Here is a 26,190-nt window from a genome sequence, read left to right on the forward strand (position 1 = left end):
AGGAAAGACCATTATGATCGAAATCCATTCGAACCTTTTCGTCGGCGACGAAAAGGATGAACAGCACCTATGCCGCGAGCCCGGCTGGTTCTTCATCCACGCCTGCAAGGATCCATATCATCGCCGAGCGGTCGGTTATACTGGGCGTGGCGCGCCTAAGGATCATCCAGAATACCTGATCGCGCACCGCGATGGTCACCTATTCCTCAACTTGGTTGATACGAATGATGTCGCCTACGTCCCCATGGAGATTGTCGAGGCTGCGCTTGAAGCCATTCATCGTAATCTGGGGACTACCAAGGTCCTACTCCACTGCAACCAGGGCCAGTCGCGTTCGCCCTCTATCGCCTTGCTCTATCTGAGGCGACACACCAATCGCTTCGCAGGCATGGCTTTTGTCGAAGCGCTTCAGACGTTCCAGCTACTCTACCCACCTTACTCGCCCGCGCGCGGCATGGCCGACTATGTCAGATTGAACTGGGATCGATATCAATACGTTGACTGAGGGTGCCAAATCTTCGCGACCATGGGGCACAAGGTCCGGTCCCGCGCCTCCGCTATTTAATGTGGTCACTCCACTAAGGGCTTTGGGCTCAGCCTATAAGCAATCCGCGTAACGAAAAAGTTCATGACGAAATTGTCCCGTCCGACGGGTGCAGAATGTCCCGTCCGTCGCCGTCGGCTCCTACCTCTTTATGCTGCCCTGTTAACCGCCGGCCGGGTCGCGAATGGCCCCCGGGCGATGCCCTACGGCTTATACGCTTCTGATTTCATTGCAGATAGTTGTTTCGGATGCGGAACGAGTCTGCCGACGGCTTGACGCTGAAACCGCCCGGTGGGTCCAATAATAACAAGACCCCCGGTCAACGCGGTTGGAGCCGCTCGCGGGGGTCATGTCAAGGACAGGATCATGATCAGCCCGTTCCGCATAGTCGTCAAGACCCGCGCCGATAATCGGTGAGCGCCCTGCTGGGATACGCACCCAGCCAGACGACGTCCTCCTCACAATCTGCTTGTCAACAAAATTGGCCTCGGCCTGTGAAAACGTGGGCCGACGGAGCCGCAGGCTCGATCGGCCCAAGCACGATCACTTTCGCTTCCGCCGCCGAAGGAGCGCATCTCAAGAAGACTGACCTTCGTCGGGTTTGCCGCCAGAATGCTCGCCTTGTGCGAGACGCCAAACGGTCGATCCGGGAGGCGCTTATACGCGAGGCGGCGCGGGAGATACTCGCATCAGGGGCGGCTGGTTCGATCTCGGACGCGTGGCACGTTGCCAGCGGCGAGATTCTGAAAGCCGACCTCGCTGAGAAGGCCCGACAGAAGTTCCCGAATGCAACAGAAGAAGGCATCCGCAGGCGCGTCGTCAAGGAACTCGACATCCGCGATGCCCTCCGCAATCGACGTGAGGCCGTCATCGACCGTTTGGTCGCCGGCTATAAATGGGCGGGCGGCGAAGATCTGGCGACGGGTCGTGAGCGCTCGGCGTTCACATATCAGGGCCTCCGAAGCGACGAACACGAGCTTCTGAAGCTCTTCGCCTCATGCCTTCCCAAGGCCCGCCCAAGCAAGCGCGATGCCGACGAAACCGAGCTGAAACAGTCGCTTAAGGTCGGCTCGAAAGAATACACAAAGGCAGTCGGCAGCAAATTGCTCGGACTCGACGAAGTGTATGTCGAGGGGCAAAAAAGTGTGAGGGGCTTCATCCGCGTCGATTGTGATGGGATATTCAGCAGCTGGGACGCTCTTCGTTTCGCGTTGATTGAGGCGTTTGAAAGCATAGAGTTGCTACCTCATCTCGTCGTGGGGGACGAATTGTCCGACGGCAGAATCGTCCGGCCGCACTTTATCTGGCTGCTTCCGGAAAAGAGCCGAATTCGCTTCGATTCCAAGGCATTTCCAGCTCCCCAGCGTCTCTATCATGCCGTCGCGCGGGCGTTGACGGCGGCCACCAGGCCCGTCGGTTCCGACTTGGGTGGTTTGTCGAATCCGATGCGCGTCAAAAATCCACTTTGCCCCCATTGGACGACGGCGATTATGAATTCCCGCGATCCGATGTCGCTCGGCCATATGTTTGTTCGACTGGAACCTTGGATCGGCGAAGACGATACGACGATGGCCGAACGCCAGACCGCTGTTCGCGCCGCCGCCGTCGGTCTCGACACATGCCAGTCAAACGCTTTTTTCAAGGAAGCGTCTGCCGCCTGTTGGTCGCTCGCTCGTCAATGGATCACCGACGGTGACGAACGCGGCGCGTTAGCCGGCGACGACCTCGCCGAGGCGTTCGTCGCCGCTCTCGGACACGATGCTCGTCACGCAATGGCAAGTGTCCCGCCCCGCAAGGCGATGGCGATGTTAGGTTCCGTTTGCCGTTGGGCCGCGAAGCACTTTGACCCGTCCGTCCGGCGCCGGACGGCAAACCCGGGAGCCCTCAGGGGCACCCTCGGCGGCTTGTCACTTCACGACCGCCAGGCTGCTGGCGGCCGGCATGCGGCAGGCACTCGTAGGGATGCATCTCTCAACGCGATACGGGAGGCCGTGGCCGCCCTTCGTGCCGAGGGTGCGGAGATCACCAAGGCGGCCGTCGCCGATCGTGCGGGCATTGCTTATCGCACGGTTCTCCGGCATTTCGAGGCGGCGATGTCCGTCGTTAGCGAGGTTTCCGAGGCCTGCAAGACCACTGTGACAGACGGTCTTAGAAAAATAGCAGAGGTTTTCACGGCTCGCTCATCATCACATCACACGACATTTCAGAACGGTGGTTCGGACAACGATGATGCTCCGGCAATTGTCCAGTCAGCCACAGCTCTTCAGTCCCATTCTGATCCAGATCGGTCTCCACAACCCGACACCGAAACTGCTCCACCGTCGTCGGTCGATGTGGTCTCCATATGGTCTCATGCTGTCCGACCGTCTCTCGACGATGATGAGGACGATGAGGATGTCATCATGCTGCTGGCGCACGAGTCGTGGCTGTCGTCACAGGACCATGCATCGTCCGAACCGCCGCCGTGGGACGACGACGACTCGTTGCCCGTTGCCGCTTAGCCCTCAATCCGCAACGCCGAGGATCGGTTAGCCGATCCGAAGGCGGGGAATCGAGGTCGCCCCCGCGAGGCGGCGCGAGGTCCCCTGGGGGACCGCAGCCGAATCAACGATCCGGAGGGGATTGGAATCCCAGATCTCCATTATCCCGTCATAGCGGTAAATTCGGTCGCTCTCGTCACTCCACCCGTTTGACGCGATTCTAAAACCGCCTACAGAGCCCGCCAGAGGCCTGTTGTCGTTCCGGCAGTACGATTCCTCACCTCGAAAAACCCGCTCAGGGTTTCCCTCCTCCCTTCCGGCGGCGATGCTCCCTCGCTTCTGGACGAGCCACTTGTCTCGCCCGGATCGGCTACGCCGACCACTCCTCACGCATAGTCACCGGAGCCAGGTCGTCGGTGACGGCCTCGTCGTCGGCTTTCTGACGCATCTTCGATGCTGGGTCCCACCTCCTCGGGGGCGTGACCAGCGAAAGCCTATGCCGACGACGAGGCCGTCAACCCGTTCGCTGACCGCCTCGCGAACGATTTCACGACGCCTTCCTTTTCGTGACGCACGAAATGCGAATCCGTTCCGCTGCGAATTCGCAGTTGGTTAATTCCCAACTGTCGCGCGAAATAAATGGAATTTCGAATTCGATGAGCACGAATTAAAAAATAAGGCGTAACGAATTCGATGGTAACAAACGAAAAGAAATGCCCAAAATGATGTTAATAACCAAAAAATTAATTAGAGCATAAAATAGTATCGCGAGGCCTGAGACGGAGATAATACGATGATTTGATTTTAACTATAGCCTAACACAAACAATCGATACTGTTGCGCCGACGAGGAGGATGTGCTTTTATGGTGGGGTTGCTAATGAGGCAACATGAATGGCGAAGCCGGGTGGTACGGCGAGGCCGAGCAAAGTTGGAGACTGATATGAGTGAGAGTGACACCCAAACCGCCGAGATAGCGGACAACGCGCCAGAGGGCGCAGAGCGCTATGAACTGCCGATGGACGGCGGCTCAATCAGGTCATTCGTGTATTGTTCCCACAAGCGGGGAGGCAACTGGGCTGCGGTGTTATCTGGTCCGAACGCGGCCCGGATGACCCGCACCTACCTGTCGCAGCGCGGTCGCATCGTCGACCTGACCACAATCAAGGCCAACGATGTGATTGAGTTCGGTGGCGATTACACGACGGGCAGCGGACGACGGATACCCGATCGCGAGTACTGGCACATTATCTCGATCGATTTCGATGACGACTCCGTCGTGTTTGATCAGTACCCGACTCCCGCCAAGGCACTACGTGCGGCCCGCGAAGCCGCCCGCGCGGCGTCGGCGGCGATGGTTGCCGGCATGGCGACGCCGATGCCTGACGCGTGTTGATCACCTAAGTCTGACGCATTTTCCGCCCATCTGCAGGCGGGTTCTCTGATGAAATACAACGCTAGATCAAGAGCTAACAGGAGGTCGCAGTGAGACTTTTTGTAAGTGAGGGCGTGATCACACGCAACGAGTCAATCTATCGCATTCTTGAAGAGCACGAGAAGTACGTGGAGGCCCACACCGACGCCCAGAGCACTCGGAAACTTAAGGCTGGCCGCGTTCAGTCGTGTGCCGCAACGAGGTATGCCGGACTCGTGATAGTCCGTGAGGAATGGGGGCGGGATGTTGGCCCACACATCTCCATGTTTACCGCTATCGAGGCGGGCAAGCCGACAATCTCCACCTGCGAATTTGACTTCCAATACGGCATAGTCGGGGCGGAAATCGCCAAGTGCGTTTTTAGAAAGCGCAACTGACAGCAGCAGCCTGCACCATTTTAATCGTCGACACCTGCCGCGACGTTATCGTTGGTGCCATCTGACCTTGCTTAATCGCCGTCGAACGCAGACGGCGACTAGGAGGGCCAGCCTCCCACCGCGAAACTCACGGCGAACGAAATGAAAGGACAGGACAATGGAGAATTGGAAAATCCGCGCCATTGCAGCCATTTACGCTGCGGCGGTCGTGGTGATCATTGGCTATCAGCTGACAGGTGGCTACCGCCTCGGGCTGTGGTGGCTGCTGTACGCCGCTGTCGTGACCGCAATAGCCAGTGGCGCTCTGGTGTGGCACCGAGCGCAAGGGCAGTCATTGTACTGGCGCGCTAGCGTGGTTGTTGGCGTTATGCTGATGGGCGGACTTACTCTCGCTCTCCGACTTCCGGCCGCCTGAACGGTCATCATCGGCTTTTCCTTACATCGATCCGGATCGGGCGCGCTCATGCCCAAGCGCAAGCGTGTCGCTGTGCGACAGGCAGCTACCCGACCGGATCGACGTCTCATCGGACGCCATGATGACCGCCGATGCGGCGGCCAAACAGGAGAACCCCGATGTCCTACCGCCTCCGCCGCGCCCTTGCAGCTGCCCTCTACGCCTTCTCTCCCGTGATCACTTTGCTCTGGTTCCTCGCGATCCTCGCATTCGTCGCGTGGCTCGGTCACTGATGGAGGCCGCGATGCACAGCTACCGCATCCGCGATCATTGGGCCGAGATCGCGGCTCTTCTGCCGATCCTGACGCCGGTTACAACCATCGTTTTTCTTCACCTCGCGGGCGCGCTGTAGCGCCCGTTCCTTCTTTCGTGAGGCCAGCCACATGCGAGTCTCTTTTTTCCCGGCGCAATGCGCCTCTTGCCCAGTCGCAAGTCGCCTTCGGGCCGCTGCACTTCGACTTTATCTTCTTGATAATTATGATGAAATCGACATCGCAGCTGACATCGAGGATATGGCTGCGATGGCCTGCGCATCGGTGCAATGCGGCGATCCAACTGACCTCATGGTTGAGATCGAGGGTGATGAAATTGAAATCTCATTATGCCCTGTCGAGCATTGACCATATCAAATATTGCTTTTAAATTCAGATAGATCGCTAGTCCGTCCCGCAGAGGGCGAGTTTGAATCGAAAAGGCGGCCCACCAGGACCGCCCTTTTCTTTATTATCGAGGTCTCGAAGCGCCCGGCCCCGCCGACGCTCCGGCACTACCACTGCCGGATGTCTCGCCCGCCGATCCTTTGCCGCCGCCTCCCTTGAATCCCGGGAGCCCACCTCCCATCCCACTTAGCCGTCCGCCGACGCTTCCGATTATCAGGGCACCGCCTTCGGACTCCCGCCAGCTCGAAATCTGAAGCCCCAACCACTGACCGACGCGTTCGGGAGCGGTAAGTATCGATCGGAAAATGTAATGAAATGCCATGAATTGAACGACGATTGCGAGTATCCCATAGACCAATACCCCAGAAATTCCCAATGTAAATCCGGCCATCGCGGCATCAGAGGCGAACGAGAAGCTATATCTCAGGAAATTCAGACCAACGATGCTTACGCTGATGGCGGCAACGTACGCGGCCACGATAGTAGCCGGACGCAACAAGATGGACACGAACAAGGAGCCATACCCGAACGCTTGGGCCTTATCGACGAAGCTGCCGCCGTCGAGACGCAAATGCCCGAACGCCCAGATGAGGACGGCGATCGAGGCCACTAACAGCTCAAGTCCCCATGCAAAAAATGAAAATGTCACGTATATCCAAGGTATTATAGGAAGAACATATTGCAGCATGACACCCGCGCCGTAGGAGGCCTTGATTGCCGGAGAGGCCGCCCCGAGAAGAAAATCAAGGGTGGCCCCTGCCGCCGATCCGAAGAAATGTGCCGTTCCAGTCGCGGCCGCCCCGATGCCGAAAGCCGCCTCCGCACCAACTATCAATGAGTTACCTGTATTCATCAAATCGGAAATCGGGTCCGGTGAAAACCCTGGATAAACTGTCAAATAATCTTTCATCGGCTGAGTTATGCTCTCAATCATCCGTGCGAACGTGCTGTCTGCATCATCGTCGGCTTGCGTCCGAAGATCATCAGCCGTCAATCGGACATCTGCGCTTTCTGTAAGTATTTGATTATCAACGAGTTTCAGCGCTGCGCCGACGGTCGAACCATACATTCCCCATGATTTTGGATCTGGCTCGGTGACCGTTGGCTTTTCCGCAGCGTTCGACGACGCAGCTAGATTCAGAGTGGCGACAGTTCGATAGTAGCCGCCGACACAAGGCCAACCGCAACTTTTGATATGCTCGACGAGCTTTTGTCTCAGTCCAGAATCCGAGGCTGTTGCGGCCGATCGAGCAGCTTGTGAAATCGTGCGATTATAATTTTCCGCGATTTGATTCAGCTGCTCGACGAGTTGGGTTATCAGTGTCCCGTTATTTCGCCATGTCGAAACTATTGACTTCACTAGTGTTTCCGAGTCCTCCGAGGTTGCGCCGGGAGTCCGCCCGATCACATCAGCTATCTGGTCGCCGATTTTCAGCGCCCGAATGGACGAAACCACTCCTGCAACCGCCTGCCTCCGTGTCGTTCCGAAATCTCCGAAATTTTCAGGGTTCGAAACTGTCAAGGAGCCGCACGCCGGACCATAGTCCCATGCGTATCCGGTGTTTTTTCCGGCTTCTGTGACCTCGCCAGTCCACCAGGATCTCCGTTCGCCCGCTTGAATCACGCTCCCGGATGCGGCCGGAATCCGCGCCGCCGTGGTCGCCGTTTCCCCCAGTGTGCGGCCGGCCCTCAGCCTCACGGCCGAGCAGACCTCGGCGCGCACCAACCCATAAACGAGCGACTGCCCGGAGCCTGAAATCGGTAACGGTGAATTGCCTGAAACCGTTGCGTTTTCAACATATTGCAGAGCGACCGCGTTTCCCAGATTGGCGCTAATCGTTGCCACTTCTTTGACAAGATAGTGGACGCCGGAGAGACCTGCTGTCGTCATCGGAACTAGCATTCCAAGCGCAATCGTAGGCCTCATCATGGCCCAATATCCCGAGGTCGCCTCTGGAAGCGGATGCCCTGTTCGCGCTGCTCCAATGATCATTGAGCCAACGCTGTAGACCATCCACATCACACCTATGAGCATCAGCGCCGACGCGATGATTCCGAGCAACCCCGACACCGTTGACGGCTCAGTTGTGGTTCCCAGAATGGCTTCGATCATTCTCTTGGACCAGTCAGTCGCGGGAAGGTTTGCGAAAAGATCGACGGCAGGATTGATATCAATCGTGCTCATTGCCTCGGCTCCCTGATCGCAAGCGGCGAGCCGTCAAACAGCCGCTTATCCCGGTCAGCGACATGCGCGGCCAGGATTTTCCGCACGGCCGACCCGTCGATTTCGCTCGCTTTCAACGCCGCCAAGATCGCTCCGCCGAGGACGATTTTTCTACGGCTGTCATCCGCCCGGCGAGCCGACTTGAGTGCGGATTCGGTTTGCGCCAAGCGGCTTTCGAGGTCCGCTTTTCGCTGTTTCAACGCGCTCAAATCGACCATGTTTTCCTCCCGAAATAGCTTTTCTGAATGAGAATATCTTTCTCTCAATATTGCGCCGGCACAAGTGTAGTCGCATGCTGAAACCAATAAAGATGTACCTGAAAGGCGCGCTTAAGCGTCACAAGTGACGCAGCTTGCCTGTATGGACTTCATGGAGACGGATTACATGCTCCGACGGCGCTTAAACTCTACCATCGGCGCTGGTGATACGGCCGGAACACGGTTTCAGGGTCGATTTATACTCGCCGATCCGGGCATCGAATTCGTCCCTGAATTTCGGCCGACGCTTAAGTGCCCCGATGTTTTCGACGTATTCCGAATCCGTTCCGCCCACTCCTCGCCTGGACGATTTTCGCGGTCTCCCGACCTCTCAAATCCGTCGTCGAATGTCATGGGCCGACGCTTAAGCGCCCGGCCATCATGACATCGCTCCCAGCCTCCGAAGCGCTTTTCCATATGAGCGTGAAGGTTCTTCAACGCTCGAAAGGCCGCAGCACCGTCGCAGCCGCCGCCTACCGCGCTGCGACGGTGCTGACCGACTCCCGAACCGGCCGCGAGTTCGACTTTCGCCGGAAAAAACACGTCATCGATAGTTTCATCCTCGCCCCCGAAGGTGCTCCGTCATGGGCCTTGGATCGCGCGCAGCTATGGAACCACGTCGAGGCCGCCGAACGAAGAAAAGATGCCGTCTGCGCCCGCGAGGTTGAGATTTCCATCCCTCGCGATCTGCCCCGCGATCGATGGCGCGAGTTCGTTGAGAGCGTCATGAAAAAATACATTACGGCGGGCGCGGTCTGTGATGTCGCTATCCATGCTCCCAAGGCGGCCGACGGCCAGGAACAACCCCACGCACACATTCTCATGACGCCCCGTCGGCTCGATCCATCGACCGAGTCCGGATTTGCAAGCGTCCGCAACGCCACCCTTGCCGCCATGTTTGAATCCGGCGGCCGACAGGGTGGAGAGCGTGGTTCGGCTCTGAAAGCCGAACGCGCCAGGGTCTCCGACCTCATCAACAGCTTGCTCCGCGAGGTCGATTCTGGCCGTCGTGTCGACTCCCGGAGCTACGCCGCCCGAGGGCTCGATCGCGAACCGGAACCGCAGATGGGTGAACAGAGGATGGCATCCGTTCGTCGCCGTCGGCTGCACGATCGACGGACGGCCGTTGTGTCAGCATTTCGTGAACATCGAAAAGCCCTGAACGAACTGCAAAAAGTGGAGGAAGAGATGTCACAAAATCGAAAAGGATTCCCGAGGCTCCCAACCGAGGAGGCGCGAACGGATTACAAGTCCGGCCTACTCCGCCAACGGTTTCCGGATTTCGATCCGTCGCCTTTCGCCTCTGACATCAACTTGGTTGACGTTCGGCGCCGCGATCGGATTCGCATCCAGTGCAACGATGGCGGCTGGGTCGAGGTCAAGGGCCGCCGAATCTCCACATGGGGTCCGGACGGTCAGGCCGCGCCGCTTGCCGCCGCCCTTGCCGAGGACATCGGCATCGATAAAGGCGGCTTCCAGCATCTTAAAAAGTCTGCTGCCGTCCGCCGGAACCCGAGCAGCCGTCCTGTCCCCCTAACCGAATATGCAATTACATCGATCGCAGACAGTTGGCGCGAAAGGGGCTACGAAGATGTCACCGAAAGCCATGATGGCGCCTGGGTTTCGGTCGCGGAATCGAGGCTGCATGACACGGGCGACTATGTCACCGTCCACGGCTCGCTTTCTGACGAATCCATCCGCGCCCTTGTCGAAAAAGCCCATGACGAATGGGGCGCGCAGCTTGAGAGCCACGGCCCCGAGGAATTTCGCGAACGCCTGTGGCTTGAAGCGCAGCGTCAGGATGTGGCCGTGATCGGCTATGATGCCTCAGACGCCCTCAAGCAGCGTTGGGCCGCCGAGGTCGCTCAGAAGGCGGCCGACGAACAGATTTTAGCCGGTGTGCGCCGGGTCGCGTCCGAGGCTGATTTGCTCATTGCTGCCGCCCGTGGCGACCTCGAATCCGTCGAAAAGCTCGATCCGGATTTGAAAAAATTCGTCAGCTCATATCTCGATGACAACCAGCGCGCCGAACTCGCCCGTCAGCGGCCGCTCGACATCGTCGCCGAACTGGAAAACTGGCGTGCCAAAGGCCGTGCCGAAGCCGAGCACGATCCCGATGCCCTCGGCTCGATCGCCCGTCCGGCCGTCGAGGCCGCCCCGACGGACGAACAACGGCCGACGTGATCCGTATTTCGTTCGTCACGAAAACAATGGTTGAACTGCAAAAGTGGAGGAAGAAATGACACAATTTGACATGGACTGGTATGAGAGCGAGGAAGAGTTCCTTGCCGATGTTAAGGAACGCACCGCAAACGCCAATTTGCTCGTCGGCGCCGCGAAAGGCGATCAGGAAGCATTCAAAAAGTTGGATATGGGACTGCAGGCGTTCGTCAGCTCTTATCTCGACGACAAGCAGCGTGCGGAACTCGCGAAGATGCAACCGATTGATATTATTGATAATATCTACCATTGGGAGAAAGTCGGGTGCGAAGAACTGCAAGATATTTACGATGCGCAGGATGCCGGATACGCTGTTCCATCCCCGAGCGTTTCCGCCCCCGACAACGCCCCCGCGTGGAGGCCAAAATGAAGCGCGCCCGGGCCTCGCGGGCCTCGGATGACATGGTGCGGATTTACGTCAACCGCCGGGCTTCGGGCCGTCCCGTGCCCGGGTGGGAGAAAGCTGTGTATTTTCTCCCACCCACACCGGACGGCCTTCCGGGTTGGATTGGGTGGACCACGGTCACCGAATCCGAAGCTAAAAACTCCGGCCGCGACGACCTCGTCCGCCGGACACAAACTCCAGCGCAGCGCTGGGACGACTGGTTAGGTCCGAATATGACCGTGGCCGACGATCTCGAAATGCAGGCGTTTTTCGCAACGGTCCCGGACGACGAATGGCCTCGGCTGGCGATTGCCGTTCGACGTTCGCAGCGACAGGCCGCCGCCGCGTGGCGGGCGGCCGGTGCTCGACTGATCGCCGCCGCGACCCGAAACCGACGCGACCCCGCTTCCCCCGCATCAAACTTGTTCCGGGAGCGTGGAACCGGACGGCGCTCATTGCTCAAACTGATCACGCCGGATCGTCCGACCTCCGGCCCGAAACCCGCAGCAACTCAGAAATAGAGTCCGACATGCGCATCTTAGCTACCGCCCTCATCGCCCTCGGATTCGCATCCGTGATTTCGGCCGCTACAGCCGCATCACATGCGGATTCGACGGTCTATGTCTGGCGATATCGAGCCGTTGTCATCCCGTCCTCGCAGCAGCCGCCGGATGATGATGGTGGAACCGGGACAATGGGTGATTAAGCTGTCCGAACGAACCGAGAGGTTACAGCCCGTCGACAATGATTCTCGGAATCGTATCGACGCCTCTTTTGAGTGCCGCAGGAAGGCAATCGCCGTATTCCTCGCCGACGTTGGCGGGCGCGTGACCTTGTATGTAATTGATTTGTTTTGTTTTTAGAAGCACTTCCGGGTCTTGCACTACCGACGTGAATCTATGGCGCCAGCCGTGATTAGGTTGAAGTTCCGGATCATTAATTCCCAGACTGCGAACCCATTTGCCAATGCGCTCGCCGATTTTCTTATAAGTTGGATTAGCGACGGTTCCGCCACGACCCATCCGTGGATCATAAAATAGTGGGCCAGAACGTGATTGAGCTACGAAAGACAAAAACCCTTGTTCAATCAAATGGCTATGAAGTGGTACATCACGGGCGGCAGCGTTCTTGGTGGTCCCGGCCTCGGGGGTTATATGGAAAACCCAAACGCCATCGGATTGCCGCACATCCTCTTTGCGCAATTGAGCAATCTCGCCAACTCTCGCGCCAGTATAAGCGCAAAGCCAAGGAACCCAGCGCCGCGCGGCGGCGCCTTCAGGTGTCATTCGCTCGGTTGTTGATTGTAGCGTAGCCTTCAATATGGTCCGCGCTTCGTCGTGGGTGAATCCTTTTTGAGCACGAGTTCGCCGTTTTTTCTGAACACGGACTGAAATTTTAGCGACAGGATTTTCTCGAATCCACTTTTGGTCGACTGCATACTCACAAACTGTCCTCAACGATCCGAGATACGCGTTTTGAACCGTTCCGTTTTCTAGACCTTGATCTAGAAGACGATTCTTCCAAGCGATGCACCAATCGTCGGTTAAGTCCGAAATATCGCCGACTTCATCGGATACAGCAGTGATAATTGGACGCCACCGTTTTTCGGTCGCGGCCGAGGGCTTGCGCTCTTTTAGATATCCCTCGAAAGCGTCGAGAACGGTCCTCTTTCCAATTTTCTGCGATGGGGAGGTTTCTGCCTTTTCTAGTACCGGGAAACGGTCTCCATTCGGATCCTCCCTCCAATCGCCCGTGGTAAGCCGCTGCAGATATTGGCGTGCCTCGTAAATTGCGCGACCAACCTGCGTCTCCAGTAATTTCCGGCTTTGCGGATCGATCCGGAGCCCATGGCGATCAAGGTATTTCGTAATCGGCTCTTCCACGCGGCGCTGTTGCATGACGGCCAAGAAGCGCTGTCCAGTATTCTGGTCTCCGAAAATGGCAACAGAAACCGTCTTCGGATCTTCTCCGAGCCGATCGTGCATGAGGGCGTCTATTCGATGTTCGCGATTATCCGATGGATTGTCTTTTTCGCCGTCTACAATCTCGCGATAGATTTCGCCTGCAATTGCCGCAGCCTGCCGCTCGCTAAGGCTAATCAAACCCCTGCGAAGATTTTTCCAGCGTGATTCGACTTCAGCAGCCGCGATGGCGAAAAGGGCCTTGGCTTCGGAAGGGTCGCGGGTTCCAAGGGTGAATTTCTCCTCCCGCTTGCCAACCATTTCCCGAAGGGCTTCAGGAACCCTCTTTCGAAACCAAAAAATGCCGGTATCCGGATGCTTGAAGGGGCGTGCCATTGCGAGGACCATGTGTGTACCACCGTTGTGTACCAGTCCGGCGGTAAAGAAGTCCCCAAAACCAGGACTTCTTGAACATCAATGGTTTGCGAATGCGATGGCGGAGAAGGAGGGATTCGAACCCTCGATAGGGTTGCCCCTATACACGCGTTCCAGGCGTGCGCCTTAAACCACTCGGCCACCTCTCCATACGGCCGGCGCCCCGGCTCGTGGCCGCGCACTATAGCGATGTTCGTTCGGAGCGCAAGAGGGGTAGCGAACTCAAAGAAAAAGTCCGTGAAATAAGAGCCAGCTTTCGCGCCAACCCTTTGTTTCCTATAGGTACTTGCACCAGGAAATTCGCGTCAAAAAGCGCCGACGGACCCTGTTGGCCGGTCTGTTCATACCTGAATGCCGGGACTGGCCCGGCGGTCAGGCCCAGAGCTTGGAAGCCGGCGACTGCTCGCCATCGATTGTCTGGCGCACGCCGTCGATACGGCGCATCAGCTCGCCTTCGATGCGCGTCTGCAGGGCATTGAGCACCGTCTCCGTCACCGCGCGACGATCCGCCTTGCGTTCGACCAGCGCCGGGTCGCGCAGGGGCCAGCGGAGTGTCGCGTATTCGGCGAGCGCAGCACAGTCGGGCTCAGTCCAGGTGACGGTCGCCAGATCAACGACGATATGCGGCCGAAGGCCGCCCGGCAGGGCGAAGATCGTCCACGACTTGGGCTCGAGGCCATCGGTCGGAATGGCGCGCTGGCTGAGGGCTTGTTCGGCCTCCGGCAGCAAGGCAGCCGCCGGCCGGCTGCCGGCGCTGAAGGCGCGAATGCGCGTGTCGCCACGCTGGTTGAGCAGCGCTTCGGCCATCAGGCTGGTCGCGCTGTTGGTTTCGCACAGAAACAGCACATCGACGGTCTGCATCCTGAACAAGCCCCTGACGCTCTGAGGTGTCGCCAACGCCATCATTCCATCTCTTTTCGCTACTCGGGAAAGCGACGCGTCCCTCTCGGTCCGCGAGCCATCCCAAACTCCTGTGCGCCGCGTCGATGGACTCTCCATGACGTTTGCGAGACAGGCCGATGACGCGCCTCTCGCAAAACTCAAATGCATAAAGCGCGCCATCAATCGGGGCCTTTCCGACAAGCGAAATAGACAAAAGTCTAAGTCATTCATCTTCAAGGCGGAATCGGCTGGCCGCCAGTCGGTCGATGGCGAGGTATAGTCTCAGATGCCCGCCTTCAACCCCGCCGAAGGGCGTAGCGCATCCGTTGATTCACATTTCGGGGTGTCGTTGCCGGTGATATTCGACTGCCACTCTTGATGGCTTTGTGGGCAGTCTACAGCCACATACGCGGTCAGGAGACCGGCGGTTCCCCAGCGGCGGCCATGGTTCCCACCGTCGATTTCGAGGCGGCATTTTCCACAGCGGCATAGTCGGCAAGGGCGGCGAGAGCCTCGGCAAACATGGCGGCGAAGAGGAGGCTGACGAGGAGTTTCCGAACGAACATAATCTGGGCTTCCAAGGGTACCGGTGGATCCGGTGATGATGGCATTAGGCCATCGGAAGCCGTCGGCATTGCGGAGGAAAGGGGACGGAAGCGGGCCGCCGATAAGGTGTTATCGCGGCAATGCCAAAAAAGGCGGCGCCAGCGTGAGCCGGGCCGCCAATTCAGGCAGGAGATGAAAAGACGATCAGATCTGCCGCTCGACCAGCATCTTCTTGATCTCGGCGATGGCCTTCGCCGGGTTGAGGCCCTTCGGGCAGGTCTGGGCGCAGTTCATGATGGTGTGGCAGCGATAGAGGCGGAACGGATCCTCGAGATTGTCGAGCCGGTCGCCGGTTGCCTCGTCGCGGCTGTCGATCAGCCAGCGATAGGCCTGCAGCAGAATGGCCGGACCGAGGTAGCGATCGCCATTCCACCAGTAGCTCGGGCAGGAGGTGGAGCAGCAGGCGCAGAGGATGCACTCGTAGAGGCCGTCGAGCTTCTCCCGGTCCTCGTGGCTTTGCAGCCATTCCTTCTCCGGCGTTGGCGATACGGTGTGCAGCCAGGGCTCGATCGACTTGTGCTGGGCGTAGAAGTGGGTGAGGTCCGGCACCAGGTCCTTCACCACGTTCATGTGCGGCAGCGGATAGATCTTGATCGGGCCGGAGATCTCTTCCATGCCCTTGGTGCAGGCCAGCGTGTTCATGCCGTCGATGTTCATCGCACACGAGCCGCAGATGCCCTCGCGGCAGGAGCGGCGCAACGCCAGCGTCGGGTCGACCTTGTTCTTGATCCACAGCAGCGCGTCGAGCACCATCGGCCCGCAATCGTCGAGATCGACGAAGAAGGTATCGAGCCGCGGATTGCGCCCGTCCTCCGGATCCCAGCGATAGATGCGGAACTCGCGAACATGCGTCGCGCCCTCCGGCTTCGGCCAGACCTTGCCAGCCTTGATCTTCGAGTTCTTCGGCAGAGTCAGCTGAACCATGGGATCATCCTGCTTTGTTGAGGCCCATAACCTAAGCCAGAGCCTAGCGGTCGCCTGTCGTCTCTAGATAATCTTTGTCAGCCATATCTCGTTGAAGGAGATAGGCAGTTTTTGTGTTTGCTCCTGCCTCGCGAATCACCATGTACAATTGGTTTGTTGCGGTGAAGTGGAGCTCAATTCTGTCAGAACCCCAGATGAAATCGCGTTCGCTCAACCCAAGATGACCTTCGCGTAGAAGGGAGTATTTGGCTGAAACATCACGCAATCCCTCGCGCTGGTAGAACGTGGAATGAACGAATCTGCCCCGTGGACCGAAGCAAACAGTGGTTGTTCCAAGGGGGCGATCAGCGCCGTAAATTGCTTCTGGCAAGTTCGTCGCATGAGAATCTTGGGGACCGTCATACGTCCAGCATCCGATTAACCTGGCTAGGTTGGCCCGGCTGACAGGAATCCCTGGGCTCCCTGCTTGAGCTTTCGTTGCAGAGGTTTCAGGTCGAGGTGAAGCAACACAGCTGGCAACCAAAAGGGTAGCCGCCACTATCCATACCATGCTGAGCTTGCACGCCTGTATCATTTCAAATCAGTCTCTATTTTTTGCGTTCCAGCTCGGCAGGTGAAACCAGCTGGTGGACGTTCTCAAACCTATCGAAGGTCCAATCCTCAGAAATACCATCACAATCTGTGAGGATTAGCCGGTCTTCTGAAGTGATCCTGTATGTGCAAGTCGTCGGAGACTTCGCGAATGCTGAAAAATAACCAGGGTCGTTCGAGAGGAAGGAGATCCTATTTCCAGATAGGCGATAGTATCCTTCACCATCGATTTCTTCATAAGCTCCTAAAGGTTGGCCAGCGCAAATAACTCGCTGATACGAGACTGTGCGGTCTTTATGGACCCCAATTGTTATCTCCCTATAGAAGTCACTCTCCTTGGCGCAGGATCTTGATGGACCATCGAACATTGTCCACTCGCCAATCAGGCCGCCTCCATTTTGGGTGGATGGCGATGAGAACGTGCCAATGGCAGACGGGGAGCCGCTACAGGACTGCAAGAACGCCACACTGACCGTGACCACTGCAAGCATTAAGGCTTCCGGCCGAGACTTTGTTCTGAGCAGCCTCAACTGCATGAAATATCGTCCTCATCGGCTTGGTTAAGCCTTGGCCCTCAGTACACGCGCGCTTTCGGCTTGATGTACTCAATCTCCGGCGTCATCGTGTAGGTGTGCACCGGCCGGTAATCGAGGCCGACGGTGCGGGCGTCGGTGTTAATCGAGGCCAGCGTGTGCTTCATCCACTCGCCATCGTCGCGGTTGGGATAGTCCTCGCGGGCATGTGCCCCTCGGCTTTCCTTGCGGTTGGCCGCGCCTTCCATGGTCACCACCGCCTGTAAGATCAGGTTCTCGTATTCGAGCGCCTCGGTAAGGTCGGTGTTCCAGATCAGCGAGCGGTCGGTGGTCTTGAGATTGTCGCCGGCCGCCCAGCAATCGTGGATCAGCTTGACGCCCTCCTCGAGCACCTCGCCGGTGCGGAAGACGGCGCAGTTCGCCTGCATGGTCTTCTGCATCGACAGCCGGAGCTCGGCGGTCGGCGTCGAACCGGAGGCGTGGCGCACGCGGTCGAGCCGCTCCAGGGCGTTGAGGCCGGCGTCCTTGGGCAGCTCGGCGATACGGCTGCCCTTGTCGATGGTCTCGGCGCAGCGATGGCCGACGGCGCGGCCGAACACCACAAGGTCGATCAGCGAGTTGGAGCCGAGGCGGTTGGCGCCATGCACCGATACGCAGGCCGCCTCGCCGACCGCCATCAGGCCCGGCACGATCCGGTCGGGATCGCCGTCGATCTTGGCCAGTACCTCGCCGTGATAATTCGTCGGGATGCCGCCCATGTTGTAATGGACGGTCGGTAGCACCGGGATCGGCTCGCGCGTCACGTCGACGCCGGCGAAGATCTTGGCACTTTCCGAGATGCCCGGCAGGCGCTCGGCCAGGATCGCCGGGTCGAGATGATCAAGGTGCAGGTAGATATGGTCCTTGAGCTTGCCGACGCCGCGGCCCTCGCGGATCTCCATGGTCATCGAGCGGGAGACGACGTCGCGGCTGGCAAGATCCTTGGCCGACGGCGCGTAGCGCTCCATGAAGCGCTCGCCCTCGGAGTTGGTGAGATAGCCACCTTCGCCGCGCGAGCCCTCGGTGATCAGGCAGCCGGCGCCGTAGATGCCGGTGGGATGGAACTGCACGAACTCCATGTCCTGCAGCGCAAGGCCGGCGCGCAGCACCATAGCATTGCCGTCGCCGGTGCAGGTATGGGCCGAAGTGCAGGAAAAATAGGCGCGGCCATAGCCGCCGGTCGCCAGCACCGTCTTGTGGGCGCGGAAGCGGTGGATCGTACCGGTCTCCATGTCCAAGGCGACCACGCCACGACAGGCGCCATTTTCCATGATCAGGTCGATGGCGAAATACTCGATGAAGAATTCCGCCGAATGCCGGAGTGCCTGGCCATACATGGTGTGCAGCATGGCGTGGCCGGTGCGGTCGGCGGCGGCGCAGGTGCGCTGGGCGATGCCCTCGCCGAAATTGGTGGTCATGCCACCGAACGGCCGCTGATAGATCTTGCCTTCCTCGGTGCGGGAGAAGGGCACGCCCCAGTGCTCGAGCTCATAGACCGCGGCCGGCGCGTTGCGCACCAGATATTCGATGGCGTCCTGGTCGCCGAGCCAGTCGGAGCCCTTGACGGTGTCGTACATGTGCCAGCGCCAGTCGTCCGGCCCCATGTTGCCGAGCGAGGCGGCGACGCCGCCCTGGGCGGCGACGGTGTGCGAGCGGGTGGGAAACACCTTGGTGATGCAGGCGGTGGAAAGGCCGGCTTCCGAGGCGCCGACGACGGCCCGGAGGCCGGCGCCGCCGGCACCCACCACCACCACGTCGAAGGTGTGGTCGATGAACTGATAGGCGCGGCCGCCGACGTTGAAGGCGGTCTGCTTGCCGCCGGTGGTCTCTGAGGCAACGGCCATGGTCAGGCTCCGAAGGTGATCTTGATAAGCGCCACGGCCGAGGCAATGCCGACCAGCGCCGAGAAGAAGGAATTGACCATCAACGCCAGCACTCGGAGCAGCGGCTGATTGACATAGTCCTCGATGATAACCTGCATGCCGATCTTCATGTGCCAGACGCTGACGCCCAGGAAGGCGAGCATCAGCACGGCGACGAAGGGATTGCCGAGCGTGGCGACGACGGCGGGGTAATCGTCGCCCTGCAGCTTGATCAGCAGCACGACGTAGACCAGCGACAGCAGAAGCGCGGCGACGCCGGTCACCCGCTGTTGCCAGAAATGCGTGGTACCGGATTTGCCCGAGCCGAAACCACGGGCGTGCTTCAAGGACGTCTGAAAGCGGAAGGACTTATCCATGGCGGACCTCAGGCGAAAATGAAGGCGGCGACGGCAACGATGCCCGTCAGCACGAGGCCCGCCACGAGGTTGAACAGGGCGAACAGGTTGGCCGTCTTGGGATCGAAGCCGTAGCCGAGGTCCCAGGCAAAATGGCGAATGCCGCCGATGGCGTGATGGATCAGCGACCAGACCAGGCCGAGGAGGATCAGGCGTCCGATCCAGGTCTGGTAAAGGCCGTCGACGCGGGCGAACCATTCAGGGCCGCTCGCTGCCGCCACCAGCCAGACGGCGACGAACACCGTACCGACGTAGAGGAAACCACCGGTGATGCGGTGAACGATCGACATCGCCATGGTCAGGATGAAGCGGAAAACCTGAAGATGCGGCGAGAGCGGGCGGGAAGCCGCCAAGCGTGCGTCGGCCATCGGATGATGTTCCCTCATGAGGTGGGAGGCAGGTGCTCCCTTGTCCCGATATGTTAACGTTGACGTTAACGTCAGTATGCAGGAAAAGCCTGAGTCGTAAGTACCTTCTCGGAGGTGGGCCGTCAAAGGCAAAACACGCAAGCGGCAATGCGAAACGATAAAGTCTAGGGGAAAATACGACTATAGGATGAGGGAGTGACGCAGCCGCCCTCAAAACTTCCTCAGACCGAAGAAGGGATTAGGCTGATAAGGCCGCCGCATCGAGCCGGTCGATGGCCTCAATGAGGTCCGTCTGATAGTCACCGCCTTCCAGACAGTGCGACGCCTCCGGCAGCAGCCGGTAGAGCGGTGGGGATGGCAATCGCTCCACGAATTCTCGAACATTTTCCGGCGGCGCCACAATATCCTTGGCACCGGCGAACACGGCGACCGGAAGCGCCAGCCGGTCGATCACCTTGAATATGTCGTGGCGCGGCCACTCGTCGAGGGCGCGCGGTACCTCGCGCTTGAGGTTGGCGATGCCGTCCGGATGATATTTCTCGCGCGCCTCGATCTGACGCGCGCCGGAGGTGAAGGGCGAGACCAGCAGAAGGTGCGCGACCCGCCCGAGATACTCGCTCGCGGCAAGGCGGGCGACGGCATAGGCACCCATCGAGTGGCCACAGAGGGCGAGATGCGAGCCGCTCCAGCCCAAGGTGGCCGCGTTGGCGATCGCCCACTCGATGGTGCGGCGCACGTCGCGCACATGGTTTTCCAGAAGGAAGTCGGCTTCGCTGCCGGCGCTGTCGTTCCAAGCCGAGGCGCAGCAATCGGGAGACAGCACGACGTAATTCCGCGCGCGATAGGCGTCGATCAGCTTTTGCATGTGCGGCGCCCGCGCCGCGCCGTTGCGGCCATGAGCGGTGATGGCCAGGCGTGGAGAGGGCGCCTCGGTCCGCCACAGCTCGACGCTCATGCGCGCGGCTGCGTCGGGAAAGTCCGATGAGCCGAGAGGAATGGCCTCAGGCGTCATGCAACGGCGGCCTTGTCGAGATGCGGGCTGGAGAAGCCGAGTTTCGTCAGGCCGGCCAGCACTTCCGATGCCGACATGAACAGCGTCCAAAGAAGCGCCGACCGGTGGTTCTCGATCATCACCACGATCGGTCCCTGGTCGATGGCAAGATGGCTCGAGGCGACCCAGTTCCGTGCCGGCGAGAAGGCATCGGCAAAGCCGCGCGGACCGAACAGCCGCCCGTCCATGGAGGTCAAGAGACCACGCAGCGCCTCCATCGCTTCCTTGGGCAGGTAGGGGAACGAGGCGAGTGCCGCCGTTGGCGTGATGACGCCGGTGTCGTTGGTCGGTGAGTGGGCATTGTAGCCGTCGAAAGTGTCCGATGCCGTCAGTCCCCAGCAGTCCGGGCCGTAGCCCTCGAAGCCGCCGGGATTGGTGAGGCAGTGGGCGCGATTGACGAGCGCATGTGCCGTGTTCTGCACGAAATAGTCGGCATAGGCGTCCGCCAAGCCGCGCGGGTCGAGGCCCAGGAAGGAGTAATGGGCGAAGAACAGCGGCCCACCGTAATCAGGCCCCAGTGGCAGCGTCACGCCGCCGTAGTTGCGGCCGTTCAGGAAGTCGCGTCCCTTGGCCCAGGACTGATGGTAGGTTGAGACCGGCACCGGATGGGTGGGCGAGGCGGCAGCCAGAACATGGGTGATCAGGCATTCGTTCCAGCCGGTAATGGCATGGTTCATGGCAAAGCCGTGAACCGGGCTCCAATGCCAGAGCAGGGCGCCGTCGGCCCTCACATGGTGGCTCCATTCCACGCCGCGCCACAGCCGGTCGATGCGGGCCGCCAGGTCAGGCCGCGTCGGGATCAGCCACTGGCGCGCCGTCAGAAGACCGGCCATCAGGAAGGACGTTTCGACCAGATCGCCGCCATCGTCCTTCTCGCCGAACGGAATGACCTTGCCGGTTTCCCCGTTCATGAAATGGGGGAAGACGCCGTGGAAGCGATCGGCCGTCTCAAGGAAGTTGGTGATCCGGCCAATGCGCTCGATCACTTCTTCCCGGACGAGAAAGCCACGCTCGGTGCCGGCAATCAGCGCCATGATGCCGAAACCGGTGCCGCCGATGGTGACGGTATTGTCCGGAGAATAGCCGAAGGCGTCGTTGTCGCGCTCGCGCGCCATGCCGCTCACCGGATGGCCGTAGTCCCAGAAGTAGCTCAGCGTTGCCTGCTGCACGAGATCCAGGAGCGCGTCGTCGCCCATCGCCGCGACGGTGGCGGGCGAATAGGTCATGACTGTTTTCCTCTAGACTGTGGTTCGTCCCAGGTCACGCGCACCGCCTGGGTATCGCGGGAGTTGGGGCCGATGTGAATGTCGAAGGCACCGCTTTCCGAGCGCCGGCGCAGATCGGCAACCGTCTCGGCCACCGAGAAATCGAGATCGTCGGCGGTGATGACGAAGTTGACCGCCTCAGTGGCGCGGGCTGCGAGCGCCACCTTGCGAAAGGCCTTCAGTTCCTTCACCGGCCGGCTGACGCTCGCCACGGGGTCGCCGATATAGAGCTGCACCGTCTCGCTGGTGGGGCGATCCCCAAGGTTGGTGACCGTGAGAGTCACTTCGAGCCGGTCGTCGCCGGTGAGTTTCGTCCGGTTGGCACGCGGCGGTCCGTAGGCCACGTTGCCGTAGCCGAGACCGAAGCCGAATGGATAGAGGCCGTCGTTCTGTGCCACCTCATCGGGCAGATCGACATAGCCCGAGGTGAACTTCTGGAAACGGCCGGGTGTCGGCCGGCCTGTCGGCCGGTGCGCATAAGTGACCGGCACTTGGCCGACACAATAGGGGAAGGTTGCCGGCAGCCGGCCCGACGGCTCGGCCTTGCCGAACAGGACGTCGGCAAGACCATGACCGATTTCGGTGCCGCCGAACCAGGCAATGAGCAGCGCATCGGCGAGAAGCGTCTCTTCGGCCAGCGCCAGCGGCCGGCCGGTCAGGACGACGACGACGAGCGGCTTGCCTGTGGCCTTGAGGGCCCGCAGCAGTTTCTTCTGTGGCTCGGGGATGGAGAGGTCGGTCCGCGAGGACGATTCACCGGAATATTCCCGCGCCTCGCCAACCACCGCTACCGTGACGTCGGCGGCCGTAGCAGCGGCAACCGCCTCTGCGATCATCGCTTCCGGCGATCGCACGTCGATGACCACGGAAAGATCCTTCCAATCATGGACATTGAGGCGGGTGGCGAGCCAGGTCTCATCGACGATATTGGCGCCCTTGGCCGTCGTGACGCTTACCGCGTTGCCGACCGCCTCGCGCAGCCCGTCGGCGATGGGAACGACGGTGGAGGGCGAACCGGCGACAGCCCAGGTGCCGTTCATGTTGACGCGGTCGAGGGCGAAGGGGCCGACAAGAGCGATGCCGCCGATCCTGCCGCTGTCCGGCGCCGGCAGCGGCAGAAGATTGCCTTCGTTTTTGAGCACCACCGTGGCCGCAGCCACCGCCTCGCGGGCCAGCTGCCGGTTGCCGGCCGTCAGGATGGGTTGTGCGGCGCGGCCCCAGTCGAGCCGGTGGTAGGGATCGTCGAACAGGCCGAGCTTCAGCTTGGCGTCCAGCACGCGACGACAGGCGGCGGTGATCTCGTCCTCGCCGATCAGGCCAGTCTTGACGCTGTCCTCCAGCGTTTCGAGATAGGTCTCCGATACCATGTCCATGTCGACGCCGGCGGAAAGCCCCAGCCTGGCGGCATCGGCTCGGTCGGACGCGATGCCGTGGGCGATCAGTTCGAGAATGCCGGTGTAGTCGGCGACGACGAGCCCGTCATAGCCGAGCCTTTTCCGGAACAGCTCGGTGATGACGGTGCGGTTGGCATGCATGGGCACGCCGTTCAACGTATTAAAGGAGGCCATGATCGACCCGGCGCCGGCCCGCATGCCGGCGACGAAAGGCGGCAGTATCACGTCGTGCAGCGTGGTCGGGGACAGATCGACCGCGTCGTAATCGCGGCCACCCATGCCGCCGCCATAGCCGCAGAAATGCTTGAGGCAAGCCATGACCGCATCGGGCCGCGAAAGGTCGGTGCCCTGATAGCCTTCGACCATGGCTTCGGCAAAGCGGCTGGCAAGGAACGGATCCTCGCCGGGGCTTTCGGCAATCCGTCCCCAGCGCGGATCGCGGCAGACGTCGACCATGGGCGAGTAGACCTGGTCGATGCCGATCGATGCCGCCTCCTGGGCGGCGACGCGGGCGGTGGCGCGAACGAGATCCATGTTCCAGCTGGCGGCGAGTGCCAACGGCAAGGGGAAAATGGTCTTCTGGCCGTGGATGACATCCTCGGCGAACATCAGCGGGATTTTCAGGCGCGTTTTCTGCGCCAGATCCTGGAAGACCCGCACCGCCTCGGCCGATTTCACGCCGAAGATGCCGCCGATCCGCCCCGTTCTGATCTTGTCGGCCACGTCCGTGTTGACGACAGTGCCGGTCAGCGTCTCCCCCCCGGGGGTGACGAGGTTGAGCTGGCCGATCTTCTCCGAAAGGGTCATCCGGCCGATGAGGCCGTCGATGAAGTCCTTATCCTTTTTCATAACCGGATGTCCGTTTGGTCCCCGTTTCTCCGGGGTCATGGCAGATGGCGCATCACCGACAGCATCGAGCGTAGTCCGCCGCGCATGTCGCGGGGCGGCGGCGGCGCAGGTATCACCACCGGCTCAAGGCCGGCGCGTCCGTTCTCGATGTTGAGGATGGCATGGTAGAAGGGGCGGCCGAAACTATCGGTGGGCGGCGTCTGCTCGTGCATCACCGAAAGCACGGTTGCCTTGGGGCAATACTGGCGGACCAGGCGATGGAACTCAGTCTTCGCCTCCGGATCGAGGGCGGCGGTCGCTTCGTCGAGGAACAGCACGTCCGGCGTATGCAGCAGGATGCGGGCGAGCACCACCTTCTGCTTCTGGCCGCCCGATAGCACGTCGTCCCAGCGCCGGCCACGATAATAGGGATTGCCCATCGAGGGAATGAAGTCGGCGAGCCCGACCGCGCTCATGATGGCGGCCACTTCGAGGTCACGATGCTCGTGTTCATCCTCGGGCATGGCGATCAGCTGCTTGAGGCTCGCCTGCGGCAGCCGCGTATCCTGGCAGGCATAGAGCGCCTTCATGCCCTCGGGCATGATCACCCGGCCGCGCCCGTAAGGCCAAAGACCATTGAGCGCCTTGATGAGGCAGGATTTTCCTGAACCGGAGGGACCGCGCACGAAGATCCACTGGCCGGGCTTGATCGACAGGCGCGCCACACGCAGGAAGGGTTGTGCTTCCTTGCCGGCAAACATCAGTTCGAGACCCTGAACGGACAGTCCCCGCTCCGCCGGTTGCTGGTCGTAGCGGAACTCGGAAATACCCGTCTCGCGGTAGAAAGCCTGTGCATCCTGCACACGCTCGATGGCGTCGGCCAGTTCAACCACCCGGTTGACGTTGGCGCGGAGGTTGGCGATGTCGGGCATGACCTGAATCACCCAGGAGCAATCGCTGATCAGCTCACTGACCAGTTCCGAGCCGGTGACATAGGTGCGGAAGGAGATGCCGCCCTGCATGTAGGCCGGCATGTTCGGCAGATAGGCCACGACCTTCTGGGTAATGTAAGTATAGCTGCCGTTGAAGGCGAGGAAGATGGCCGAGATCTTGTTCTGAAGGCCCCAGGTTCGGTCGATCGCCTGATACTGCCGGCGATGAATTGAGGCCTGCACGTTCTCCCCGCGCGCGGCGGCGATCGGCAACACGCGGCGCACCAACGTCGACAGCTCGGCGCGGTAGCTGCCCTCATAGCGCAGCATGGCCATGTTGAGGGCCTCGATGGCACGGCCGATCCTGAGGGCAATCGCTGTCGACACCGGCACGTAGGTGACGGCGAGGACGAACACCAGCACGGCGCTGGCGTAGGAACCCAGGAAATCGAGGCCGTGAATGGCAACTGATGTTGAGATCAGCATCTCACCGACGAAATAGACCGACGTCACCACCGAAATGAGACCCATGGCCATGCCGAGCGCGTTGCCGGTCATCGCCTTGATCGATTCCTGGATACGCTGATCGATATTGTCGGGAACGTTGGACCCCTCATCTGAAGAGCCCATCACCAGGAGATGGTAATAGGGCCGACGATCGGAGAGCAGCGCCGCGTTGAAGCGGCTATCCAGCCATTGGCGCCATCTGCGATGCAGCGTGGTCGAGAAATAGTGGCGAAAGCCGAGAAACACCGCACTTTTCAAAAGGGCAAGGCCGACCAATACGCTGGCCGCCGTCAGCACGTCGCCGATGGCCGATGTGCCGAGTTCGTGGAAGGAAGCGATTGTCGCGATGAAGGACCCGGAGGCCTGTGCCAGCCAAACGCCGCTTTTGCTGGCGGCGGCCGATAGGAGCGCCACGGCAATCGTCAGTGCCCAGGCCTCGCGCCACTTGTCCGAGACCCAATAGGCCTTGAGCAGCCCCCAGAAGCTACGCATGGAGGAAACAGGGGTAGCCAGCACATTCACTCCCGCGTCGGCCGCCAAGGCGGACCGGACATTCCGATGATCAAAGCCTGCCTCGCAAACTTTAACGCTCCATTAAGCCTGTCGGTCAGTTTATTTACCA

The 26,190-nt window shown here is 60.1% G+C and carries 22 protein-coding genes and 1 tRNA gene; 9 read left to right on the forward strand and 14 right to left on the reverse strand.

Going from position 1 to position 26,190, the window contains the following annotated elements:
* Positions 1-13: 13 nt before the first annotated feature.
* The 6 genes from G522_RS0103200 (at position 14) to G522_RS29895 (ending at position 5,909) form a co-directional block, all read left to right on the forward strand.
* Positions 14-505 carry a protein-tyrosine phosphatase family protein gene (locus G522_RS0103200; protein ID WP_026789804.1) on the forward strand — a complete coding sequence of 164 codons (492 nt, stop codon included), beginning with the start codon at positions 14-16 and terminating at the stop codon, positions 503-505.
* A gap of 452 nt (positions 506-957) precedes the next feature.
* Positions 958-3,045, forward strand: a complete 2,088-nt coding sequence (locus G522_RS0103205; protein WP_169453473.1) for a hypothetical protein — start codon at positions 958-960, stop codon at positions 3,043-3,045.
* 921 nt (positions 3,046-3,966) lie between these two features.
* On the forward strand, positions 3,967-4,419 hold the full coding sequence (locus G522_RS28780) for a hypothetical protein (RefSeq protein WP_026789806.1): 453 nt from the start codon (positions 3,967-3,969) through the stop codon (positions 4,417-4,419).
* Between the two features lie 89 nt (positions 4,420-4,508).
* The gene (locus tag G522_RS0103215; RefSeq protein ID WP_026789807.1) at positions 4,509-4,835 is read left to right on the forward strand and encodes a hypothetical protein; all 327 of its coding nucleotides are present in this window, start codon (positions 4,509-4,511) and stop codon (positions 4,833-4,835) included.
* Positions 4,836-4,992: 157 nt separating this feature from the next.
* On the forward strand, positions 4,993-5,250 hold the full coding sequence (locus G522_RS0103220) for a hypothetical protein (RefSeq protein ID WP_026789808.1): 258 nt from the start codon (positions 4,993-4,995) through the stop codon (positions 5,248-5,250).
* Between the two features lie 422 nt (positions 5,251-5,672).
* The gene (locus tag G522_RS29895; RefSeq protein ID WP_156886805.1) at positions 5,673-5,909 is read left to right on the forward strand and encodes a hypothetical protein; all 237 of its coding nucleotides are present in this window, start codon (positions 5,673-5,675) and stop codon (positions 5,907-5,909) included.
* A 103-nt stretch (positions 5,910-6,012) separates the two neighbouring features.
* On the opposite strand, the gene G522_RS0103235 is transcribed toward G522_RS29895, so the two are convergent.
* Both G522_RS0103235 and G522_RS0103240 read right to left on the reverse strand, forming a co-directional pair.
* On the reverse strand, positions 6,013-8,133 hold the full coding sequence (locus G522_RS0103235; RefSeq protein ID WP_026789809.1) for a DotA/TraY family protein: 2,121 nt from the start codon (positions 8,131-8,133) through the stop codon (positions 6,013-6,015).
* Complete coding sequence (locus tag G522_RS0103240; RefSeq protein ID WP_026789810.1) at positions 8,130-8,390, reverse strand: hypothetical protein; 261 nt, start codon at positions 8,388-8,390, stop codon at positions 8,130-8,132. The genes G522_RS0103235 and G522_RS0103240 overlap by 4 nt, the downstream gene beginning before the upstream one ends.
* 456 nt (positions 8,391-8,846) lie before the next feature.
* Here G522_RS0103240 and G522_RS28785 point away from each other — a divergent pair, with 456 nt between their 5' ends.
* Genes G522_RS28785 through G522_RS28790 form a run of 3 tightly spaced genes read left to right on the forward strand, consistent with a single transcriptional unit; the run spans position 8,847 to position 11,555 of the window.
* A complete protein-coding gene (locus G522_RS28785) occupies positions 8,847-10,613 on the forward strand; it encodes a MobA/MobL family protein (RefSeq protein ID WP_051228239.1) in 1,767 nt (588 codons plus the stop codon).
* Positions 10,614-10,668: 55 nt separating this feature from the next.
* A complete protein-coding gene (locus G522_RS0103250; protein ID WP_026789811.1) occupies positions 10,669-11,019 on the forward strand; it encodes a hypothetical protein in 351 nt (116 codons plus the stop codon).
* On the forward strand, positions 11,016-11,555 hold the full coding sequence (locus G522_RS28790) for a hypothetical protein (protein WP_051228241.1): 540 nt from the start codon (positions 11,016-11,018) through the stop codon (positions 11,553-11,555). Before G522_RS0103250 ends, G522_RS28790 begins: the two co-directional genes overlap by 4 nt.
* A gap of 207 nt (positions 11,556-11,762) precedes the next feature.
* Here the strand turns inward: G522_RS28790 and G522_RS29900 are convergent, their stop codons facing one another.
* The 12 genes from G522_RS29900 to G522_RS25390 form a co-directional block, all read right to left on the reverse strand.
* Complete coding sequence (locus G522_RS29900) at positions 11,763-13,343, reverse strand: DUF6538 domain-containing protein (protein ID WP_156886806.1); 1,581 nt, start codon at positions 13,341-13,343, stop codon at positions 11,763-11,765.
* Between the two features lie 86 nt (positions 13,344-13,429).
* Positions 13,430-13,519 (reverse strand) — tRNA-Ser (locus G522_RS0103270).
* Positions 13,520-13,742: 223 nt separating this feature from the next.
* Complete coding sequence (locus G522_RS28795) at positions 13,743-14,231, reverse strand: arsenate reductase/protein-tyrosine-phosphatase family protein (RefSeq protein WP_051228243.1); 489 nt, start codon at positions 14,229-14,231, stop codon at positions 13,743-13,745.
* A 434-nt stretch (positions 14,232-14,665) separates the two neighbouring features.
* Positions 14,666-14,818: a hypothetical protein gene (locus G522_RS29905; RefSeq protein WP_156886808.1), complete on the reverse strand. Its 153-nt coding sequence runs from the start codon at positions 14,816-14,818 to the stop codon at positions 14,666-14,668.
* A gap of 184 nt (positions 14,819-15,002) precedes the next feature.
* The gene (locus G522_RS0103285) at positions 15,003-15,782 is read right to left on the reverse strand and encodes a succinate dehydrogenase iron-sulfur subunit (RefSeq protein ID WP_026789814.1); all 780 of its coding nucleotides are present in this window, start codon (positions 15,780-15,782) and stop codon (positions 15,003-15,005) included.
* Positions 15,783-16,947: 1,165 nt separating this feature from the next.
* A complete protein-coding gene (gene sdhA / locus G522_RS0103295; RefSeq protein WP_026789816.1) occupies positions 16,948-18,789 on the reverse strand; it encodes a succinate dehydrogenase flavoprotein subunit in 1,842 nt (613 codons plus the stop codon).
* Between the two features lie 2 nt (positions 18,790-18,791).
* A complete protein-coding gene (sdhD, locus tag G522_RS0103300) occupies positions 18,792-19,184 on the reverse strand; it encodes a succinate dehydrogenase, hydrophobic membrane anchor protein (protein ID WP_036837978.1) in 393 nt (130 codons plus the stop codon).
* Positions 19,185-19,192: 8 nt separating this feature from the next.
* Complete coding sequence (gene sdhC / locus G522_RS0103305; protein WP_026789818.1) at positions 19,193-19,591, reverse strand: succinate dehydrogenase, cytochrome b556 subunit; 399 nt, start codon at positions 19,589-19,591, stop codon at positions 19,193-19,195.
* 238 nt (positions 19,592-19,829) lie between these two features.
* Positions 19,830-20,603, reverse strand: a complete 774-nt coding sequence (locus tag G522_RS0103310; RefSeq protein ID WP_026789819.1) for an alpha/beta hydrolase — start codon at positions 20,601-20,603, stop codon at positions 19,830-19,832.
* On the reverse strand, positions 20,600-21,868 hold the full coding sequence (locus G522_RS25380) for a glucoamylase family protein (RefSeq protein ID WP_036837980.1): 1,269 nt from the start codon (positions 21,866-21,868) through the stop codon (positions 20,600-20,602). Before G522_RS25380 ends, G522_RS0103310 begins: the two co-directional genes overlap by 4 nt.
* Positions 21,865-24,150 carry a beta-glucosidase BglX gene (bglX, locus tag G522_RS25385; protein WP_036837982.1) on the reverse strand — a complete coding sequence of 762 codons (2,286 nt, stop codon included), beginning with the start codon at positions 24,148-24,150 and terminating at the stop codon, positions 21,865-21,867. The genes G522_RS25380 and bglX overlap by 4 nt, the downstream gene beginning before the upstream one ends.
* 35 nt (positions 24,151-24,185) lie before the next feature.
* Entirely contained in the window at positions 24,186-26,084 is a 1,899-nt protein-coding gene (locus tag G522_RS25390) for an ABC transporter ATP-binding protein/permease (protein WP_245586584.1), read from the reverse strand.
* Between the last annotated feature and the right edge of the window lie 106 nt (positions 26,085-26,190).

The organism is Pleomorphomonas oryzae DSM 16300 (assembly GCF_000422965.1).
Lineage (GTDB): Bacteria > Pseudomonadota > Alphaproteobacteria > Rhizobiales > Pleomorphomonadaceae > Pleomorphomonas > Pleomorphomonas oryzae.

Excerpts from the sequence above, each read along its gene's own strand:
- G522_RS0103200 (WP_026789804.1), top strand. The coding sequence starts at position 14 with ATGATCGAAATCCATTCGAACCTTTTCGTCGGCGACGAAAAGGATGAA.
- G522_RS28780 (WP_026789806.1), top strand. The coding sequence starts at position 3,967 with ATGAGTGAGAGTGACACCCAAACCGCCGAGATAGCGGACAACGCGCCA.
- G522_RS0103220 (WP_026789808.1), top strand. The coding sequence starts at position 4,993 with ATGGAGAATTGGAAAATCCGCGCCATTGCAGCCATTTACGCTGCGGCG.
- G522_RS29895 (WP_156886805.1), top strand. The coding sequence starts at position 5,673 with ATGCGAGTCTCTTTTTTCCCGGCGCAATGCGCCTCTTGCCCAGTCGCA.
- G522_RS0103235 (WP_026789809.1), bottom strand. The coding sequence starts at position 8,133 with ATGAGCACGATTGATATCAATCCTGCCGTCGATCTTTTCGCAAACCTT.
- G522_RS0103240 (WP_026789810.1), bottom strand. The coding sequence starts at position 8,390 with ATGGTCGATTTGAGCGCGTTGAAACAGCGAAAAGCGGACCTCGAAAGC.
- G522_RS28785 (WP_051228239.1), top strand. The coding sequence starts at position 8,847 with ATGAGCGTGAAGGTTCTTCAACGCTCGAAAGGCCGCAGCACCGTCGCA.
- G522_RS0103250 (WP_026789811.1), top strand. The coding sequence starts at position 10,669 with ATGACACAATTTGACATGGACTGGTATGAGAGCGAGGAAGAGTTCCTT.
- G522_RS28790 (WP_051228241.1), top strand. The coding sequence starts at position 11,016 with ATGAAGCGCGCCCGGGCCTCGCGGGCCTCGGATGACATGGTGCGGATT.
- G522_RS29900 (WP_156886806.1), bottom strand. The coding sequence starts at position 13,343 with ATGGTCCTCGCAATGGCACGCCCCTTCAAGCATCCGGATACCGGCATT.
- G522_RS28795 (WP_051228243.1), bottom strand. The coding sequence starts at position 14,231 with ATGCAGACCGTCGATGTGCTGTTTCTGTGCGAAACCAACAGCGCGACC.
- G522_RS29905 (WP_156886808.1), bottom strand. The coding sequence starts at position 14,818 with ATGTTCGTTCGGAAACTCCTCGTCAGCCTCCTCTTCGCCGCCATGTTT.
- G522_RS0103285 (WP_026789814.1), bottom strand. The coding sequence starts at position 15,782 with ATGGTTCAGCTGACTCTGCCGAAGAACTCGAAGATCAAGGCTGGCAAG.
- sdhA (WP_026789816.1), bottom strand. The coding sequence starts at position 18,789 with ATGGCCGTTGCCTCAGAGACCACCGGCGGCAAGCAGACCGCCTTCAAC.
- sdhD (WP_036837978.1), bottom strand. The coding sequence starts at position 19,184 with ATGGATAAGTCCTTCCGCTTTCAGACGTCCTTGAAGCACGCCCGTGGT.
- sdhC (WP_026789818.1), bottom strand. The coding sequence starts at position 19,591 with ATGGCCGACGCACGCTTGGCGGCTTCCCGCCCGCTCTCGCCGCATCTT.
- G522_RS0103310 (WP_026789819.1), bottom strand. The coding sequence starts at position 20,603 with ATGACGCCTGAGGCCATTCCTCTCGGCTCATCGGACTTTCCCGACGCA.
- G522_RS25380 (WP_036837980.1), bottom strand. The coding sequence starts at position 21,868 with ATGACCTATTCGCCCGCCACCGTCGCGGCGATGGGCGACGACGCGCTC.
- bglX (WP_036837982.1), bottom strand. The coding sequence starts at position 24,150 with ATGAAAAAGGATAAGGACTTCATCGACGGCCTCATCGGCCGGATGACC.